This is a genomic window from Arthrobacter sp. 01T425, from assembly GCF_056398725.1.
On record NZ_JBFTPY010000001.1, the window covers coordinates 78,624 to 95,353 of the forward strand.

The 16,730-nt window shown below is 67.4% G+C and carries 18 protein-coding genes and 2 tRNA genes; 19 read left to right on the plus strand and 1 reads right to left on the minus strand.

The window, feature by feature from the left end; translation table 11 throughout:
- Positions 1 to 134 precede the first annotated feature (134 nt).
- The 18 genes from rplU to AC1DNG_RS00485 all read left to right on the plus strand — a co-directional run bounded on the left by rplU (position 135) and on the right by AC1DNG_RS00485 (position 15,077).
- Positions 135 to 443 carry a 50S ribosomal protein L21 gene (gene rplU / locus AC1DNG_RS00400; RefSeq protein WP_476886660.1) on the plus strand — a complete coding sequence of 103 codons (309 nt, stop codon included), beginning with the start codon at positions 135 to 137 and terminating at the stop codon, positions 441 to 443.
- Positions 444 to 504: 61 nt separating this feature from the next.
- Positions 505 to 768 carry a 50S ribosomal protein L27 gene (gene rpmA / locus AC1DNG_RS00405; protein ID WP_009372867.1) on the plus strand — a complete coding sequence of 88 codons (264 nt, stop codon included), beginning with the start codon at positions 505 to 507 and terminating at the stop codon, positions 766 to 768.
- 117 nt (positions 769 to 885) lie between these two features.
- Positions 886 to 2,475, plus strand: coding sequence for a GTPase ObgE (gene obgE / locus AC1DNG_RS00410; RefSeq protein ID WP_079555434.1), 1,590 nt, complete (start codon positions 886 to 888; stop codon positions 2,473 to 2,475).
- A complete protein-coding gene (gene proB, locus AC1DNG_RS00415; protein ID WP_476886351.1) occupies positions 2,465 to 3,652 on the plus strand; it encodes a glutamate 5-kinase in 1,188 nt (395 codons plus the stop codon). The genes obgE and proB overlap by 11 nt, the downstream gene beginning before the upstream one ends.
- Before the next feature lie 26 nt (positions 3,653 to 3,678).
- On the plus strand, positions 3,679 to 5,064 hold the full coding sequence (locus AC1DNG_RS00420; protein ID WP_476850134.1) for a glutamate-5-semialdehyde dehydrogenase: 1,386 nt from the start codon (positions 3,679 to 3,681) through the stop codon (positions 5,062 to 5,064).
- Between the two features lie 80 nt (positions 5,065 to 5,144).
- Positions 5,145 to 5,384, plus strand: coding sequence for a hypothetical protein (locus AC1DNG_RS00425; protein WP_230011093.1), 240 nt, complete (start codon positions 5,145 to 5,147; stop codon positions 5,382 to 5,384).
- A 55-nt stretch (positions 5,385 to 5,439) separates the two neighbouring features.
- A complete protein-coding gene (gene nadD / locus AC1DNG_RS00430; protein WP_476850133.1) occupies positions 5,440 to 6,123 on the plus strand; it encodes a nicotinate-nucleotide adenylyltransferase in 684 nt (227 codons plus the stop codon).
- Positions 6,124 to 6,130: 7 nt separating this feature from the next.
- Positions 6,131 to 7,417, plus strand: coding sequence for a hypothetical protein (locus AC1DNG_RS00435; protein ID WP_476886352.1), 1,287 nt, complete (start codon positions 6,131 to 6,133; stop codon positions 7,415 to 7,417).
- 64 nt (positions 7,418 to 7,481) lie between these two features.
- Positions 7,482 to 7,883 carry a ribosome silencing factor gene (gene rsfS / locus AC1DNG_RS00440; RefSeq protein WP_018773346.1) on the plus strand — a complete coding sequence of 134 codons (402 nt, stop codon included), beginning with the start codon at positions 7,482 to 7,484 and terminating at the stop codon, positions 7,881 to 7,883.
- A gap of 162 nt (positions 7,884 to 8,045) precedes the next feature.
- A tRNA-Ala gene (locus AC1DNG_RS00445) sits at positions 8,046 to 8,118 on the plus strand.
- Between the two features lie 181 nt (positions 8,119 to 8,299).
- Positions 8,300 to 8,375 (plus strand) — tRNA-Ala (locus tag AC1DNG_RS00450).
- A 219-nt stretch (positions 8,376 to 8,594) separates the two neighbouring features.
- Positions 8,595 to 9,416 carry an amino acid ABC transporter substrate-binding protein gene (locus AC1DNG_RS00455; RefSeq protein WP_230008769.1) on the plus strand — a complete coding sequence of 274 codons (822 nt, stop codon included), beginning with the start codon at positions 8,595 to 8,597 and terminating at the stop codon, positions 9,414 to 9,416.
- Between the two features lie 36 nt (positions 9,417 to 9,452).
- Positions 9,453 to 10,118 carry an amino acid ABC transporter permease gene (locus AC1DNG_RS00460; protein ID WP_230008768.1) on the plus strand — a complete coding sequence of 222 codons (666 nt, stop codon included), beginning with the start codon at positions 9,453 to 9,455 and terminating at the stop codon, positions 10,116 to 10,118.
- Complete coding sequence (locus AC1DNG_RS00465; RefSeq protein ID WP_476886353.1) at positions 10,105 to 10,902, plus strand: amino acid ABC transporter ATP-binding protein; 798 nt, start codon at positions 10,105 to 10,107, stop codon at positions 10,900 to 10,902. The genes AC1DNG_RS00460 and AC1DNG_RS00465 overlap by 14 nt, the downstream gene beginning before the upstream one ends.
- An 81-nt stretch (positions 10,903 to 10,983) precedes the next feature.
- A complete protein-coding gene (locus AC1DNG_RS00470) occupies positions 10,984 to 11,343 on the plus strand; it encodes a zinc ribbon domain-containing protein YjdM (RefSeq protein WP_230008766.1) in 360 nt (119 codons plus the stop codon).
- A 14-nt stretch (positions 11,344 to 11,357) separates the two neighbouring features.
- Positions 11,358 to 12,473, plus strand: a complete 1,116-nt coding sequence (locus AC1DNG_RS00475) for an NAD(P)-binding domain-containing protein (RefSeq protein WP_476886354.1) — start codon at positions 11,358 to 11,360, stop codon at positions 12,471 to 12,473.
- Between the two features lie 100 nt (positions 12,474 to 12,573).
- Positions 12,574 to 13,719 carry a class I SAM-dependent methyltransferase gene (locus AC1DNG_RS00480; protein WP_476886355.1) on the plus strand — a complete coding sequence of 382 codons (1,146 nt, stop codon included), beginning with the start codon at positions 12,574 to 12,576 and terminating at the stop codon, positions 13,717 to 13,719.
- Between the two features lie 155 nt (positions 13,720 to 13,874).
- Entirely contained in the window at positions 13,875 to 15,077 is a 1,203-nt protein-coding gene (locus tag AC1DNG_RS00485) for an ROK family transcriptional regulator (RefSeq protein ID WP_476886356.1), read from the plus strand.
- 17 nt (positions 15,078 to 15,094) lie between these two features.
- Here the strand turns inward: AC1DNG_RS00485 and AC1DNG_RS00490 are convergent, their stop codons facing one another.
- Positions 15,095 to 15,292 carry a hypothetical protein gene (locus AC1DNG_RS00490; RefSeq protein WP_018773338.1) on the minus strand — a complete coding sequence of 66 codons (198 nt, stop codon included), beginning with the start codon at positions 15,290 to 15,292 and terminating at the stop codon, positions 15,095 to 15,097.
- A gap of 431 nt (positions 15,293 to 15,723) precedes the next feature.
- Here AC1DNG_RS00490 and AC1DNG_RS00495 point away from each other — a divergent pair, with 431 nt between their 5' ends.
- Complete coding sequence (locus tag AC1DNG_RS00495) at positions 15,724 to 16,713, plus strand: methylenetetrahydrofolate reductase (RefSeq protein ID WP_028277878.1); 990 nt, start codon at positions 15,724 to 15,726, stop codon at positions 16,711 to 16,713.
- Positions 16,714 to 16,730 lie beyond the last annotated feature (17 nt).

The window sequence follows — 16,730 nt, forward strand, 5'->3', positions numbered from 1 at the left end:
GTTCCGGGGATAGCTCATGGGTTCCCCCGAGGAATCCACCGGCGTTGAGGCACAGCGTGAGCCGGTCCAAAGAATTTGGCCCCTGGTTCCGCACGCAAATCTAGTAATAAACGTCGAGAGAAGTGAGTTCCCCAGTGGTGTACGCGATTGTCCGCGCAGGCGGCCGCCAAGAGAAGGTTTCCATTGGAGACTTCGTTACCCTGAACCGCGTCCCCGGTGGAGCCGGCAGCACCTTTGAGTTGCCCGCACTGCTCCTGGTGGACGGTGACAAAGTCACGTCTGCTGCTGCGGACCTGGCCAAGGTAACGGTTACGGCTGAGATCCTCGAAGACCTCCGTGGTCCGAAGATCGTCATCCAGAAGTTCAAGAACAAGACCGGTTACAAGAAGCGTCAGGGCCACCGTCAGGAACTGACCAAGGTCAAGATCACCGGTATCAAGTAACTCTTCGTTACTGTTCAGGTTCCAGCAGATTCCCCAGAATTTTTGAAGGCAGGCATTTCAAATGGCACATAAAAAAGGCGCGAGTTCCACTCGCAACGGTCGTGACTCCAACGCCCAGTACCTCGGCGTCAAGCGCTTCGGTGGCCAGGTAGTTTCCGCAGGCGAGATCATCGTCCGCCAGCGCGGCACTCACTTCCACCCGGGCGCCGGCGTAGGCCGCGGCGGGGACGACACCCTGTTCGCCCTGACCCCCGGTGCTGTCGAGTTCGGCACCCGCCGTGGTCGCCGCGTTGTGAACATCGTGGCTGCTGCAGCTGCAGAGTAACAATAAGTTCTAAATCGGTGGGGCGGGCCATTAGGTCCGCTCCACCGGTGTTTTAACCGCATTACAATCATCTTGGGCCTCTTTGGGGGTCCGGGGAACAGCACTGAGGAGATCCACGTGGCGAGCTTTGTAGACCGGGTAGTACTGCACGTATCCGGCGGTACCGGCGGCCACGGCTGTGTCTCCGTCCACCGCGAGAAGTTCAAGCCCCTCGGCGGTCCCGACGGCGGCAACGGCGGCAACGGCGGCGACGTCATCCTGCGCGTTGACCCCCAGACCACCACCCTGCTCGACTACCACCACGCGCCCCACCGGCACGCCACCAACGGCGGCCCTGGCATGGGCGACTGGCGCGGCGGCAAAAACGGCGAAACCCTGATCCTTCCGGTGCCGGTGGGCACCGTGGTGAAGTCCAAGTCCGGCGAAGTCATCGCCGACCTCGTGGCCGAAGGCGACGAATACATCGCCGCCGCCGGCGGGATTGGCGGCCTCGGCAACGCCTCGCTGTCCTCCCAGAAGCGCCGCGCGCCCGGCTTCGCGCTGCTCGGCATCGAAGGCGAATCCAGCGACGTCGTCCTGGAACTGAAGTCCATCGCCGACATCGCCCTCGTCGGCTTCCCCTCCGCCGGCAAGTCCAGCTTGATCGCCGCAATGTCCGCCGCCCGGCCCAAGATCGCGGACTATCCCTTCACCACCCTCATCCCCAACCTGGGTGTCGTCCAGGCCGGTGAAGTCCGCTTCACCATTGCCGACGTCCCCGGCCTGATCGAGGGTGCCAGCGAGGGGAAGGGCCTGGGCCACCACTTCCTACGCCACGTCGAGCGGTGCGCCGCCCTGGTGCACGTGCTGGACTGCGGCACGCTCGAATCGGACCGCGATCCGCTCTCCGATCTCGCCATCATCGAGGCCGAGCTGGAGAAGTACGCCGTCGACATGAGCTACAGCGGGTCCGACGGCGAAGTCGTACCGCTGAACCACCGCCCGCGCCTCGTGGCCCTGAACAAGGTTGACCTGCCGGATGGCAAGGACATGGCCGAGTTCGTCCGCCCGGAGCTCGAATCCCGGGGCTACAAGGTCTTCGAAATCTCGGCGACGAGCCACGAAGGCCTCCGCCAGCTTGGCTTCGCCATGGCTGAAATCGTCAAGGCCGCCCGCGACGCCGTCGCCGCGACCCCGCCGAAGGTACACGCCCCCGTGCTGCGCCCCCGCGCCGTCAACGAGACCGGCTTCACGATCCGCCGCGAAGAAAAGAACCTTGAGCCGCTCTTCCGCGTCCTCGGCGACAAGCCCGTGCGCTGGGTCAAGCAGACCGACTTCACCAACGAGGAAGCGATCGGCTATCTCGCCGACCGCCTGGCCAAGCTCGGCGTCGAAAATGAACTGTTCAAGCAGGGCGCCAAGCCGGGCGACATGGTGGTCATCGGCGAGGACGACGGCGTCGTCTTCGACTGGGAGCCGACCATGATGGCCGGTGCTGAGCTGCTCGCCTCGCCCCGCGGCACCGACGTGCGCTTCGCCGACATCGGCGACCGCCCGACGCGTGGCCAGAAGCGCGACGAACAGCAGGAACGCCGCGACGCCAAGGCCGCCGCCCGCGCCGAGCTCGAAGCCGAACGCAAGGCCGGCATCTGGACCGAATCCGTCAGCAGCCGCCGCGCGCGGCAGCCGCTCAAGGAGAGTGGACTGGGCGAAGCCGATGACGAGTAAGGCCGTCGTCGAGCACCGGTCCCAGCCGCTCAGCGCTCAAGACCTCAAGGCCCAGACCATCAACGCCCCGGACCGCACCGCGCTGTCCGGGGCGCGCCGGATCGTCGTCAAGGTCGGCTCGTCCTCGCTGACGTCCATCAAGGGCGGGATCTCCGAAGAGGCCCTGACCGGGCTCGCCGACGCCCTGGCGCACAAGCGCAACGCGGGCGCGGAGATCATCCTGGTGTCCTCCGGTGCGATCGCCGCCGGCCTCGCCCCGCTCGGCCTTGAGAAGCGCCCCCGCGACCTCGCCACCCAGCAGGCCGCCGCCAGTGTGGGTCAGGGCCTGCTGATGGCCCGCTACACCCACGCCTTCGGCGCGCACGGGGTTACCGTCAGCCAGGTGCTGCTGACCGCCGATGACTTCATGCGCCGCAGCCAGCACACCAACGCGTTCCGCGCGCTGGACCGGCTGCTGAACCTCGGCGTTGTCCCGGTGGTCAACGAAAATGACACCGTAGCCACCCACGAGATCCGCTTTGGCGACAACGACCGCCTCGCTGCCCTGGTGGCTCACCTGGTCCGCGCCGACGCGCTCGTGCTGCTCTCCGACGTCGACTCCCTGTACGACGGTCCGCCGTCGCACGGCGCCAAGCGGATTCCGCACGTCTCCGGCCCCCACGACCTCGACGGCGTCTCGATCGGCAGCACCGGCAAGGCCGGCGTGGGCACGGGCGGCATGGTCACCAAGGTCGAAGCCGCCAGCATCGCCGCGGGGTCGGGTATCCACGCCCTCGTAACATCCACGGCCAATGCGGCCGCCGCGCTGGCCGGCGAGGACGTGGGCACGTGGTTCTCCGTCAACGGCGCGCGCAAGCCGATCCGGCTCCTGTGGCTGGCCCACCTGGCATCCGTGCGCGGCACCCTGGTGCTCGACGACGGCGCGGTCAAGGCCGTCCGCGACCGCCGCACCTCGCTTCTGCCGGCCGGAATCGCCGCGGTGAAGGGCGACTTCGAGGCCGGCGACGCCGTGGAGATGGTGTCTCTGGACAACACGGTGATTGCCCGCGGGCTGGTCAACTATTCGGCCGCCGAGCTGCCCCAGATGCTGGGCCGCTCCACCCATGAGCTCGGCAAGGCACTGGGCCGCGGATATGACCGCGAAGTTGTTCATGTTGACGACCTGGTGCTGGTCTAGGTTCCCCCGACGCCTAAACTGGAAGCATGACTGAGGCCCTGACTTCCGCTGCCGTGACTGATGTGCCTGCCGGCACCGTTCCCGCCGGTAACGCCGCGCCCGCCCAAGGGTTCGCCGCGGCGCCGGATCCGGCAGCGGCTCCTGGCACGGCAACGGAGACCGAAGCAGCCGTCCACGCGGTCGCAGACCGCTCACGCCACGCCGCCCACAGGATGGCACGCGCCAACCGGGCCTGGAAGGACCGGGGCCTGCGCGCCGTCGGCAAGGCGCTGGTGGATCACAAGCACCAGATCCTGGCCGCCAACGCCAAGGACGTCGCGGCCGGCCGGGCCGCCGGCACCAGCGCCGCCCTGCTGGACCGCCTGACGCTGACCGAGTCACGCATCACGGCCCTCGCCGCCGCACTGGAAAACCTCGCCACCCTGCCCGACCCCGTCGGGAACGTGGTGCGGGGCCAGACTCTCCCCAACGGGCTGCGCCTGCGCCAGATCAACGTACCCATGGGCGTGGTGGCCGCGATTTATGAGGCCCGCCCGAACGTCACGGTCGACATCGCCGGACTGGCCCTCAAGAGCGGCAACGCCGTCATCCTGCGCGGCGGATCCGCCGCCGCTGCCACCAACGCCGCCCTGATCACCATCCTCCGGGATGCGCTGGAATCGGTGGGCCTGCCCGCCGACGCCGTCCAATCCGTGGACCAATACGGCCGCGACGGCGCCAACGCGCTCATGCGGGCGCGCGGCCGGGTGGACGTGCTCATTCCCCGCGGCGGGCGCGAGCTGATCCAGGCCGTCGTGACGAACTCTTCCGTGCCGGTCATCGAGACCGGTGAAGGCAACGTCCATATCTTCCTGGACGCTTCCGCCAGCGAGGAAATGGCCGTGGACATCCTCCTCAACGCCAAGACCCAGCGGCCCAGCGTCTGCAACACCGTCGAAACGCTCCTGGTGCACTCCAAGTCCACTGTCCTTCCCGCGGTAGCCGCCGCATTGCGGGCTGCCGGGGTCACCCTGCACGTGGACCAGCGCATCCGCGCCGCCCTGCCGGCCTCGGTCCAGTCCGTGCCGGCCACGGAAGACGACTGGGCCACCGAATACATGAACCTGGACCTGGCCGTGGCCATGGTGGACAGCCTGGACGAGGCCGTCAGGCACATCCGCAAGTGGTCCACCGGCCACACCGAAGCGATCCTGACCAACGACCTCGCCAACGCCGAGCGCTTCATCGCCGAGGTCGATTCGGCGGCCGTGATCGTGAACGCCTCCACCCGCTTCACCGACGGAGGCGAGCTCGGCCTCGGCGCCGAAGTGGGCATTTCCACCCAAAAACTCCATGCCCGCGGCCCCATGGGACTGACCGAGCTGACCACGACCAAGTGGATTGTGCAGGGCGAGGGCCAGATCCGGGGCTAGCAACGCTGTAACATGGAACGGAAGACCGGAACGGCGGACACCTCCGCCGTCGTCAAATTTTGAACTCACTAGGGGAGAACATGCTGTCGCAGCAGATCGCCACTTTCGTCGCCGCCGCCGGCGAATCGGGCCACGAGGAACTCGCACCGCTCATTGCACCGCCGTTTGTCATTGGCGGCACCATGTTCGCGATCCTGGTGGTCCTGCTGCTGATCACCCTGTCCTACTCCAACCTGGGACGGCGCCACGTGGCTGTCGAGGAGCACTCGGACCCGCACCGCCAGCACCCGAACAAGCACGATCACGGCCAAGGTCACTAATATTTCCGCCCCCACGAAGCAGCGCGGCGCCCAGCGCCGCCTGCGTCTGGGTGTGATGGGTGGCACATTTGACCCCATCCACCACGGACACCTTGTCGCGGCCAGTGAGGTCGCGGCCAAGTTCGACCTCGACGAAGTCGTTTTTGTGCCCACAGGACAGCCCTGGCAGAAGATGGCCAAGAAGGTCAGCGAAGCCGAGCACCGGTATCTCATGACAGTCATCGCCACGGCCTCGAACCCGCGCTTCACCGTGAGCCGCGTGGACGTGGACCGTCCGGGACCGACCTACACGATCGACACCCTGCGTGACCTGCGGACCCTACGTCCGGACGCCGATCTGTTCTTCATCACCGGCGCGGACGCCCTGGCCCAGATTTTGTCCTGGAAAGACATCGATGAACTCTGGTCCCTCGCGCACTTCGTGGGTGTAACCCGGCCGGGCCACGTCCTGGACGGCATGGGCCGCAAAGACGTCAGCCTCCTGGAGGTCCCGGCCATGGCCATTTCCTCCACGGATTGCCGCACGAGGGTGGCCGAAGGCAACCCGGTCTGGTACCTCGTGCCGGACGGGGTGGTCCAGTACATCGCCAAGTATGGCCTGTACCACGCCAGTCCCGACGCCGATCGCCTCGAAGCCGGACACGCCGGGACCGCCAACGCCGGAAACGGCGCGGCAGGGACTGCCCCAGCACAGCACGATCCAGCCTTTGAGATAACCCAACCAGCCAGCACTGAATGAGTTTGCCATGAGTCAGGAACAGCCTCCCATCCGCAGCCGCCGCGAATTGCGGCAGGCCAGAGATGAACGTCTGGACACTCCGGGCCCGGGCGAGCCGACGGAGGCCGAAATCACCGGCCGGAGCCGTCGCGTCGCCGACGCCCCGGTTGACTCTGTGCGTGCTGATTCTGTGCCCGCTGGCACTGAGCGGTCTTCCCAGGTCCGGGCACGGGACCGCGCCGCGCTGCGGACCATCAAGGAACTCGCAGAGAAGGAAGGCCAGCTGGCCGGCGGAGGGCCGCCCACGCGACGCCAGTTGAGGCTTTTGGAGCTGGCGACCGAAACGGCCCCGGCCACCCAGGCCAACACCATTGTCCCGGTGTCGCCGCGGACCCGGGCCACCCCGGTGGTTCCCCCGGCCCCGAAGGATGCCGCCCCGAAGGACGCCGCCCCGAAGGGCGCCGCCCCGAAGGACGCTGCTCCGGCTGGGGCGGCCGCCCCGGCGCCCAAGGCCCCCGCTGCGCCCAAGGCTCCCGCGGCCGACGGCGCCGGACCGGGCGGGGCGACGCCCGAGGGCATGACCGTGGAGCAGGCGCTGGCCGCCCGCGAACTCCTCGCGGAGCAGGCCAAGAACCAAGTGGCCAAGATGGAACACATTGCGGCCACGGATCCGGATGCAGTTGATCCGGCCGTCCTGGCCGAGCAGATCGCCCTCGCCGAGCGTGCCGCGATCCTGAACCGCCGCGCCGCCGCCAAGCAGAAGCTTGCCGAACAAAACAGCCAGCCGACGGCGCCCCGCAACGATCCGACCACGGCCAACAACCTGGCCATGGTCACACCCTTGGAATTCGAGAAGGTTCCCGGCGTGGAGCGGCCCGTCATGAAGCGCCCTGCCACGTCGTACGTTCCGGTTGTCACCAACCCGGGTCCGCGCGTGGACGCGCCACGGAAACCCGGCCTGCGGCGGCCGGGCATCTCCCGCCAGAAGGCCGCAGGTCCCGCGACGGGTTCTGCCGCTGGCAGGGCCGGTGTCCTGGCCCGTGCGGAAGCAGCCGCGAAAGCCGGAACGGCACGGCCGGCAAACGCTGCAAACGCGGCAAACGCGGGAAATTCGGCGGGGGAGGCCGAGGAAAGACTCGTGGGCGGGGAGCCCGTAGCCGCGAATGCCGCCTACGGGCTCGAACCCCTGGATGCCGCTACCGCCGGGCTCGGCCGGGCGCGCCGCCTGCGCATGCTCCAGCTCGGCGTCCTGGCGGTGGGGATCGTTGCCCTCATCGCCGGCATCACGCTGATCGTCACCGGGCTGGCCCACTAGGTCTCAGGCCGCCACTGGCGCCATATTTTCATCACCATAATTTTTCATCACTACAAGGAGTCCCGTGACTGCAACCGATTCATCCATTACTACCGCCCGCCACGCAGCCCGCGCTGCCTCGGAGAAGCTTGCCGAGGACATCGTGGCCCTGGACGTCAGCGAACGGCTGGCCCTGGCCGACGTCTTCCTGATTGCCTCGGCCCCGAGCGAACGCCAGGTCAACGCGATCGTGGACGGCATCGAGGACGAGCTCTCCAAGTTTGACCAGAAGCCCGTCCGCCGCGAGGGCCGCTCCGGCGGCCGCTGGGTGCTGCTGGACTACTCCAACGTCGTCATCCACGTCCAGCACGAGGAAGACCGCGTGTTCTACGCCCTCGAGCGCCTGTGGAAGGACTGCCCCGTCGTCGATCTGCAGCTCGGCGACGACGCCTCCGCCAAGGCCACCGCCGGCACCGACACGGAGTAGCGCCCGCGTTCAGGCCACCTCCGGACGCCAAACCGGGCCGAATATGCCCGATTTGGAATTTTCCGGAGGGCTGGTCTAAGATATTTGAGTTGCTTCGGAGAAATCCGGACAAAAAACCGGAACATCGCACGTCGGCAGACATGCTCGGAGCAGCGAAAATTCGGGGCTGTGGCGCAGCTGGTAGCGCACCTGCATGGCATGCAGGGGGTCAGGGGTTCGAGTCCCCTCAGCTCCACCGGACAATCCGCCGGAATCGAAAGATTCCGGCGGATTTTTTTGTGCCCGGTTCCATGTTGGATTTTGTGCCCCGTTCCGCACCCCTGTTCCATGAGTCAGCGCGCCGATTAGCGCGAACGCGATTTGTGGTTTAGGCTATTCAGGTTGCTTCAGGGAGGATGAAACTTCCAGGCAAATGAGGGGCTGTGGCGCAGCTGGTAGCGCACCTGCATGGCATGCAGGGGGTCAGGGGTTCGAGTCCCCTCAGCTCCACCAGAAAGGGAATCACCGCCAGGCGGTGGTTCCCTTTTTCGTACCCTCTGCAGCTGTGCAGGACTTCGAAAGTCGCATCCGTCAAGACCGTCTCATGACCGGACGTCATAAACTGTCATTTAGGCTCTCCACCCTGAGCTGGACCTTGCTATCGTCGCTAGGAGACGGCCGCCCTGCGGCTTAGCTGGAAGGCCATTTCCGGCTCCACGACTAAGGAACATCATGAAGCGCACACGACTTTCCGTTATTGGCCTCATCGCCGCTGCAGGACTCGCCCTGGCAGGCTGCGGGTCGGCGTCCACCACCCCGGCCAGCTCAGCGCCGGCAGCCGGTGCGGACACCTCCCTCAGCGACGTCAAGAGCGCAGGCGTGCTCAAGGTCGGCACGGAAGGCACTTACAAGCCGTTCACGTTCCACGCCAACGGCAGCGGTGAGCTGACGGGCTACGACGTGGAGATCATGAACGCCGTCGCCGCGAAGCTGGGCGTCAAGCCCTCCTACCAGGAGACGCAGTTCGACGCCATCTTCGCCGGCCTCGACGCCAAACGGTTCGACGTCGTCGCCAACCAGGTTTCCATCACCGACGAGCGCAAGGCGAAGTACGACTTCTCCACCCCGTACACGGTGAGCACCGGCGTGATCGTCACGAAGTCGGACAACGACAGCATCCACTCCTTTGACGACCTCAAGGGCAAGACCACGGCGCAGTCCCTGACGAGCAACTGGTACAAGCTGGCGCAGCAGAGCGGCGCGAACGTCGAGGCCGTCGAGGGCTGGGCGCAGGCAATCACGCTGCTCAAGCAGGGCCGCGTCGATGCCACCATCAACGACAAGCTGACCTACCTGGACTCCCAGAAGACCGACCACGACGCCGACATCAAGATTGCCGCCGAGACCACCGACAAGTCGCTGAGCGCGTTCACCCTGCGCAAGGGATCCACCAGCCTGACCGATGCCATCAACAAGGCCCTCGGCGAGCTGGCGGCCGACGGCACCCTGACGAAGATCTCCCAGAAGTACTTCGACGCCGACGTCTCGAAGTAGCCCTGTGCAAGCCGCAGAGAAACGCCGCGTCCGGGCATGAGCATCAACTGGGAACTCGTGTGGTCATCGCTGGGCCCGCTCCTGACGGGTGCGATCTTCGGCACCATTCCCTTGGCGCTGGCCTCGTTCAGCCTGGGCCTGCTGCTGGCACTGGTGGTGGCCCTCATGCGGCTGAGCCGCAACCGCCTGGTTTCGGCGGTGGCGCGGACCTACATCTCCGTCATCCGCGGAACCCCGCTTTTGGTCCAGCTGTTCGTCATTTTCTACGGGCTCCCTTCCGTCGGAATCACCATCAGCCCCTGGCCCAGCGCCATCATCGCGTTTTCCCTGAACGTCGGCGGCTATGCCGCGGAGGTCATCCGGGCGGCCATCCTGTCGGTTCCGAAGGGCCAGTGGGAGGCCGGCCACACCATCGGAATGTCGCGCCGGCAGACGCTCGTGCGGATCATCCTGCCGCAGGCCGCCCGGGTCTCGGTTCCGCCGCTGTCGAACACCTTCATCAGCCTGGTCAAGGACACGTCGCTGGCGTCGCTGATCCTCGTCACCGAACTGTTCCGCGTGGCGCAGCAGGTGGCGGCCTTCAGCCAGGAGTTCATGCTGCTATATCTGGAGGCGGCCGTGATCTACTGGATCATCTGCCTCGTTCTCGCCAGCGGACAGTCCGTCCTGGAGAAGAGATTGGACCGCTATGTCGCCCACTGAACCTCAACCATCTGACGTTCCTGTCCCGGACGAGCCGCTCCTGACCGTCACGGGCCTGCGCAAGTCGTTCGGCCACCATGTTGTGCTCAAATCCATCGACCTTGAAGTCCGCCGCGGCGAAGTGGTCACGTTGATCGGGCCGTCCGGATCAGGAAAAACGACAGTCCTGCGCTGCCTGAACGGCCTCGAAGTGCCCGACGCCGGCGTCGCCGAATTCGCGGGGCAACTGACCGTGGACTTCGCCACACCGGTGGCGAAGAAGCAGGTGCTGGCCTTGCGGGACCGCAGCGCCATGGTGTTCCAGCACTACAACCTCTTCCCGCACAAGACCGTCCTGGAGAACGTGATCGAGGGCCCGGTCCAGGTGCAGAAGCGGCCCAAGGCGGACGCGATCCAGGAGGCCCGGGACCTGTTGGCCCGCGTCGGCCTGACCGGCAAGGAGAACAGCTACCCGTTCGAGCTCTCCGGCGGCCAGCAGCAGCGCGTCGGCATTGTGCGTGCCCTCGCCCTGCGCCCGCAACTGCTGCTCTTCGACGAGCCCACCTCTGCGCTGGACCCCGAGCTCGTGGGCGAGGTCCTGGCCGTCATCAAGGAACTCGCGGACGAAGGCTGGACCATGGTGGTGGTCACCCACGAGCTCGCGTTCGCCCGTCAGGTGGCCGACGAAGTCATCTTCATGGACGGCGGCGTGGTGGTCGAACGCGGCCACCCCGACACCGTACTGCGGGACCCGCGGGAGGAGCGCACGCGGCAGTTCGTGGACCGCCTGCTGAACCCGTTCTAAGGCGCCCCGCCGGCGCCCCGCCAGCGGCGAGAATTCGGGCGGGCACAGGGATGGGCACAGGCGGCGACTAAACTTGGTCGGGTGAACGACTCCCTGCCCCCGTGCCCCGAATGCTCCAGCGAATACACCTACGAAATGGGGGCGCTCCTGGTCTGCCCGGAGTGCGCGCACGAATGGTCCGCATCCGCGGAGACTGACACAGAGGCCGACACCCCCGCGGCCGCGGTCATCAAGGATGCGGTGGGCAACGTCCTCGCCGACGGCGACACCGTCACCGTGGTCAAGGACCTGAAAATCAAGGGCAGCTCCACCGTCATCAAGGTGGGCACCAAGGTCCGCGGCATCCGCCTGGTCAACGGTGTTGGAGACCACGACATCGACTGCAAGGTGGACGGCGTGGGCCCCATGCAGCTCAAGTCCAGCGTCGTCAAGAAGATCTGACCGGGGACACGACCGTGACCGCAGAGACGGTGCGGGCGGCCGACGTCGTCGTGGTCGGCGCCGGCCAGGCGGGCCTGTCGGCGGCCTACCACCTTCAGCGCCGCGGCTTCGTCCCGGCCGGCGCTGACCCGGCCGGCCCGGCCGCGGCCGGGACGTACATCGTGCTCGACGCCGAGGACGGGCCCGGCGGAGCCTGGCGGCACCGCTGGAAGAGCCTGCTCATGGCCACGGTGAACGGCATCAGCGACCTCCCGGGAATCCCGCAGCCCGATGTGGACCCCGCCGAGGCCAGCTCCAGTTTCCTCACCCGCTATTTCGGCGGGTACGAGCACGACCTCGGCCTCGCGATTGAGCGGCCGGTCAAAGTGCAGTCGGTGAGCCGCGAGGACGATGACCCCGCCGGGCGGCTGAGCATCGCAACCTCCCGCGGCCGGTTCTCTGCCCGCGCCCTCATCAACGCAACCGGCACCTGGACCCGGCCATTCTGGCCCATCTATCCGGGCCAGGCCAGCTTCCGCGGCCGGCAGCTGCACGTCGCCGACTACGTATCCGCCGACGAATTCCGCGGGCAGCACGTCATCGTCGTCGGCGGCGGGATCTCGGCCGTCGGGCTGCTCGATGAGATCTCCAAGGTCACCACCACCACATGGTTCACGCGCCGGGTACCGGTCTGGCGCGAGGCCGCGTTCGACCGGCAGGCCGGCCACGACGCCGTCGCCCTGGTCGAGGAGCGGGTGCGCCAGGGCCTGCCGCCGCAGAGCGTCGTCTCCGTGACGGGCCTGATCTGGACCCCGGCCCTGCGCGCCGCCGCCGCGCGCGGCGCCCTGGACCGGCACCCCATGTTCACCGCGATCGAACCCGACGGGGTCCGGATGACTGACGGCAGCTTCCTGGCCGCCGGGGTCATCCTGTGGGCCACGGGATTCCGTGCCGAACTCGAACACCTCGCCCCGCTGCACCTGCGCGGACCCGGCGGCGGCATCGCGATGAACGGCACCCAGGTCGCGGGCGAGCCGCGGGTGCACCTCGTCGGCTACGGGCCTTCCTCGTCCACCATCGGCGCCAACCGGGCCGGCCGGGCCGCCGTCGCCGGAATCGTCCCCCTGCTGGCCCGGTCCGGTATAACGTAAAACGTAAGACCTGCCGAGCAGCGCCGGGGGAGGCCTCACACCCGGCTCCCACTGCCAGCACCCATACCCAAGCCCGAGAAGAAACGGCGGCACAACGCGCGTGGCGGACAACAGCTTCGAATCCCTCTTTGCCCGGCTGAGAAGATTCCCCGACGTCGAGGCCGACAACCTGCAGGCCTGGGACGCCACGGACAGGCTCCTGCTGGACTCTGCCCTTGAGATGCCCGCGGCCGGCCTGCTGCAGCCCGGCGGCCGGCTCGCCGTGGTGGGGGACCGGTACGGTGCCCTGACCCTCGGCGCACTGACCCTCGGGGCGGACGCTGTGCGCGTCCAGCAGGACCTCATCACCGGTGAACGGGCACTGCGGGCGAACGCCGGGGCCCTGGGCATCGACGGCGGCTTCGAGCACCTCCCGCTGGGCGCCGAACTGCTGGAGGGAGCCTCCATGGTCTTGCTGCAGTTGCCGCGGTCCCTGGCGGAACTTGAGGAAATCGCCGACGCCGTGGCCCGCTACGCGGCGCCAGAGGTGGTGCTGGTCGCGGGCGGACGCGTCAAACACATGGGCCTGGGCATGAACACCGTCCTGGCGCGCTACTTTGAGGATGTCCAGCCCCAGCTGGCGCGGCAGAAATCACGGCTCCTGCTGGCCCGGAGCCCCAGGCCGGTCCCGGCCGCGCTGCCCTTCCCGGTCACTGAGGTCAACGACGAACTGGGGCTCACGGTCTGCGCCCGGGGCGCCGTCTTTGCCGGCACCGGGCTGGATATCGGGACCCGGTTCCTGCTGGACTTCCTGCCCCGGATGCCGCACGCCACCCATGCCGTCGACCTTGGCTGCGGCACCGGAATCCTCGCCGCGATGTACGCCCGCGCCAACCCCGGCGCCCGCGTCACCGCGACCGACCGGTCCGCCGCAGCTGTCGACTCAGCCCTGGCCACCTCCCGGGCCAACGGCCTGGACGGTCGGATCGACGTGCTTCAGGACGACGCCATGAGCTCCCTCCCGGACGCCAGCGCGGACCTGGTGCTGCTCAACCCGCCCTTCCACCTGGAAGCGGCGGTCCACTCCGGCGCGGGGATCAAGCTGATCGAAGCGGCCGGCAGGGTGCTTGCCCCGGGCGGGGAGCTCTGGACCGTGTTCAACAGCCACCTGCACTACCGGCCGGCCCTGGAACGGCTGATCGGTCCCACCCGCGAGGCCGGCAGGAATCCAAAATTCACGGTCACGGCCAGCACCCGGCGGCCTTGACGCAAGAAACTTTGTGTCGGTAAAGCGCAAGTGTGGGCGCACGCCTGCACGTAACGTACGATTCTGACAACTGCTGTGCGTGGCCAAAACGTTTAGAGGTATCAGTGACCGAGTTCCGGCAACCCTCGCCGAGGCGAGGGACCAACCTACCGAAGATGGGCGACTTCAACCTCACAGTCATCCTCGACGCCATCCGCCGCACGCCCGGCGGGCTGAGCCGGGTGGAACTGGCCCAGATTGTCGGACTCTCGCCGCAGACCATCTCCAACATTTCCCGGCGGCTGCTCGACCAGCACCTGATAGTCGAAGCGGGCAAGGAAGGCACCGGGCCGGGCAAGCCCAGGACCATGCTCCGGCTGAATCCCGCCGGGATGTACGCCGTGGGCGTGCACCTGGACCCGGCCGTCCTCACGTTCGTCGTGCTGGACCTGCTCGGCGCCGTCGTCCGGCACTCACGGATCACCACCCCGCCCGGCACCGACCCCAGGGCTGTCATTGACACCATCGCGGGCGAAATCAAGAGGCTCATCCTGGACTCCGGGGTGGACCCGGACCGGATCGCCGGGCTCGGGGTTGCGTCGCCGGGGCCCATCGACCTCAACGAAGGCGCCGTCGTGGACCCGCCGCTGCTGCCGGGCTGGGACCACGTGGGGCTGCGGGATGGCCTCGCGGAAGCCACGGGCCTGTCGACACTCATGGACAAGGACGTCACCAGCGCAGCCGTGGCCGAAACCTGGGCCGGGGGCCCCAGCGGCGAGGGCAGCTTCGTCTTCATGTACATGGGGACCGGGATCGGCTGCGGGATCGTGCTCAACGACGAAGTCGTCCGCGGGACCTCGGGCAACGCCGGAGAAATCGGGCACATCATCGTCGACCCGGGCGGTGCCCTCTGCGACTGCGGGCAACACGGCTGCGTGAAGTCCTCCGCCATTCCGCAGGTCCTCGTGGCGCAGGCTGAGGCGGCCGGGATATTGAATGGTTCACTCCAGGACAGGAGCGCGCCGGCAGTTCAGGAACGTTTCGCCGAGTTGTGCGCGATCGCCGAAGCCGGCAACGACGCAGCCAAGGAAATCATTCGTGGGTCCGCAGTGCTCGTGGCCCGTGCGGTGTCGGTCGTCACCAACGCCCTGGACGTGGACCGGGTAGTGTTCGGCGGCCCGTTCTGGACCTGCCTCTCGGCGGCTTACCTCGAGCTGGTCCCCGGTCTGGTTGAGGCGAACAGTGCCACCCGGAGGATCCATGGGATCGAAGTCGTGGGCACGGGGGTAGGCGAGGACGTCGGCGCCGTCGGTGCGGCCTGCCTGGTGCTCGAACACACGCTGGCCCCGCGTTCCCAGCGGCTGCTCCTGGGGGACTAGACAAAGGCTAACCGGGCTCAGTCGATGTCCTCAACCACCGTCCCATACGGGATGGTGTCATCCAGATGCGCCTGGTGGCCATGCGGAAGCACGAGAATCCGGACCCCGTGCAACCTCTCTGCGGCCGACTGCATGAGGACTGGCCGGACGGTGTTGATGAAGCTCTCGCTCTTGCCGGCGAGGTACTGCTGATAGCTGGCTGGAAGCTGGATCATGGCAACAGGATAGTCCTGCCCGGATGCGTTGGGGAGAGCGGGCCGCGTGGGGCGAAAATGGCGCCTTGGGCGAACATTGTTCTGCCCGGCGCCGCAAACAGCCGTAAAGGTGCGTCTTAATTCGGGGCCCGACTTGAAGGGCCCCACGGCCCGGCCTTAGAGTTCTATACAAGTTACCTCAGTAACGTGTCAGCGATCCTCCGCTGAAAGCTGCCCCCGGGCGGCCCAGGAGGGTGTGGGTGCCCCCATGTGGGCCTGACATTTGCTCACGGACAACTTCGTATCAGGCGTAACAGTCGCGGCTGCGCCCTGCTGAAGTTCCCTCCGTGTTCCCCAAACTCAATTCACTGACGACGGAGTTTCCGTTTCTGGTTCCGGTCCTTCGGGGCTTCCGGATCTCCCGGCCGCAGTGTTCAAAGCCAAGGACGCAAATGTCACCACCAAGCCTTATCGATACCCATCCCAATCTTGCCGGCGCGGCCCCTGTTGCGCTGTCCTACGAGCTGTTCCCGCCGCGGTCGCCCGCAGCCGCGGAATCCCTTTGGACCACCATCGGCGAACTGGAAGCCACAGACCCGGACTACGTGTCCGTGACCTACGGCTCCAACGGCTCCAACCGCAGCACCGCCGTCGATCTCGTCAACCGGCTCGTGCAGGAAACGACGCTCCGGCCCCTGGCCCACCTGACCTGTGTGGGGAATTCACCGCAGGAACTGGCAGAGATTATCGGCGAACTGCTCGACGTCGGCGTCCGCGGCATCCTCGCCCTCCGCGGCGACCGGCCCAAGGATGGAGAAACCCCGCCGCCGGGATCGCTCCGGTACGCCCAGGACCTGATCGAACTCATTCGCCGCGTGGAGCAGCGCCGATCGGCGCTGTTGTGCGCCGGCAGGGTCGCGGTCGGCGTCGCCGCCTACCCGACCCGGCACCCGGAATCCCCGAGCGAGGCGCACGACGTCGAGGTCCTGCTGGCCAAGCAGCGCTCCGGCGCCGACTTCGCCATCACCCAGGTCTTCTTCCACACCGAGCAGTACGCCGACCTCCTGGCCCGGGCACGCCGGGCCGGGGTGACCATCCCGATCATTCCCGGGGTCATGCCGCTCACCAGCCTCCGGCGGCTCGCCCGGCTCGGCGAACTGACCGGCGTCGAACCGGCCCCGGAACTGATCGAACGCCTCGCGGCTGCCGACACCGACGCCGAACGGACCCGGATCGGGGTCAGCGCCACCGTTGATCTCGCCAACGCAGCCCTGGACGCCGGAGCCCCCGGCATCCACCTCTACACGTTCAATGAGCACGCCGCGGCCCTGGATGTGCTGGACAAACTCGCGCTGCCCCGCCCGCACCGCGGAAACCGGCACAGCGGCAACAAGAACAGCGGCAACCGGCACACGGCCAGCCGCCGCCAGCTCGCCAGCTGAGCGCGCCAAGAGCACAC

Bases quoted from the DNA above. Each gene is read 5' to 3' on its own strand.
- AC1DNG_RS00495 (WP_028277878.1), top strand. From the start codon at position 15,724: ATGTCACCACCAAGCCTTATCGATACCCATCCCAATCTTGCCGGCGCG.
- nadD (WP_476850133.1), top strand. From the start codon at position 5,440: ATGGGTGGCACATTTGACCCCATCCACCACGGACACCTTGTCGCGGCC.
- AC1DNG_RS00460 (WP_230008768.1), top strand. From the start codon at position 9,453: ATGAGCATCAACTGGGAACTCGTGTGGTCATCGCTGGGCCCGCTCCTG.
- AC1DNG_RS00425 (WP_230011093.1), top strand. From the start codon at position 5,145: ATGCTGTCGCAGCAGATCGCCACTTTCGTCGCCGCCGCCGGCGAATCG.
- AC1DNG_RS00420 (WP_476850134.1), top strand. From the start codon at position 3,679: ATGACTGAGGCCCTGACTTCCGCTGCCGTGACTGATGTGCCTGCCGGC.
- AC1DNG_RS00490 (WP_018773338.1), bottom strand. From the start codon at position 15,292: ATGATCCAGCTTCCAGCCAGCTATCAGCAGTACCTCGCCGGCAAGAGC.
- proB (WP_476886351.1), top strand. From the start codon at position 2,465: ATGACGAGTAAGGCCGTCGTCGAGCACCGGTCCCAGCCGCTCAGCGCT.
- AC1DNG_RS00455 (WP_230008769.1), top strand. From the start codon at position 8,595: ATGAAGCGCACACGACTTTCCGTTATTGGCCTCATCGCCGCTGCAGGA.
- rpmA (WP_009372867.1), top strand. From the start codon at position 505: ATGGCACATAAAAAAGGCGCGAGTTCCACTCGCAACGGTCGTGACTCC.
- AC1DNG_RS00435 (WP_476886352.1), top strand. From the start codon at position 6,131: ATGAGTCAGGAACAGCCTCCCATCCGCAGCCGCCGCGAATTGCGGCAG.
- AC1DNG_RS00465 (WP_476886353.1), top strand. From the start codon at position 10,105: ATGTCGCCCACTGAACCTCAACCATCTGACGTTCCTGTCCCGGACGAG.
- AC1DNG_RS00485 (WP_476886356.1), top strand. From the start codon at position 13,875: ATGGGCGACTTCAACCTCACAGTCATCCTCGACGCCATCCGCCGCACG.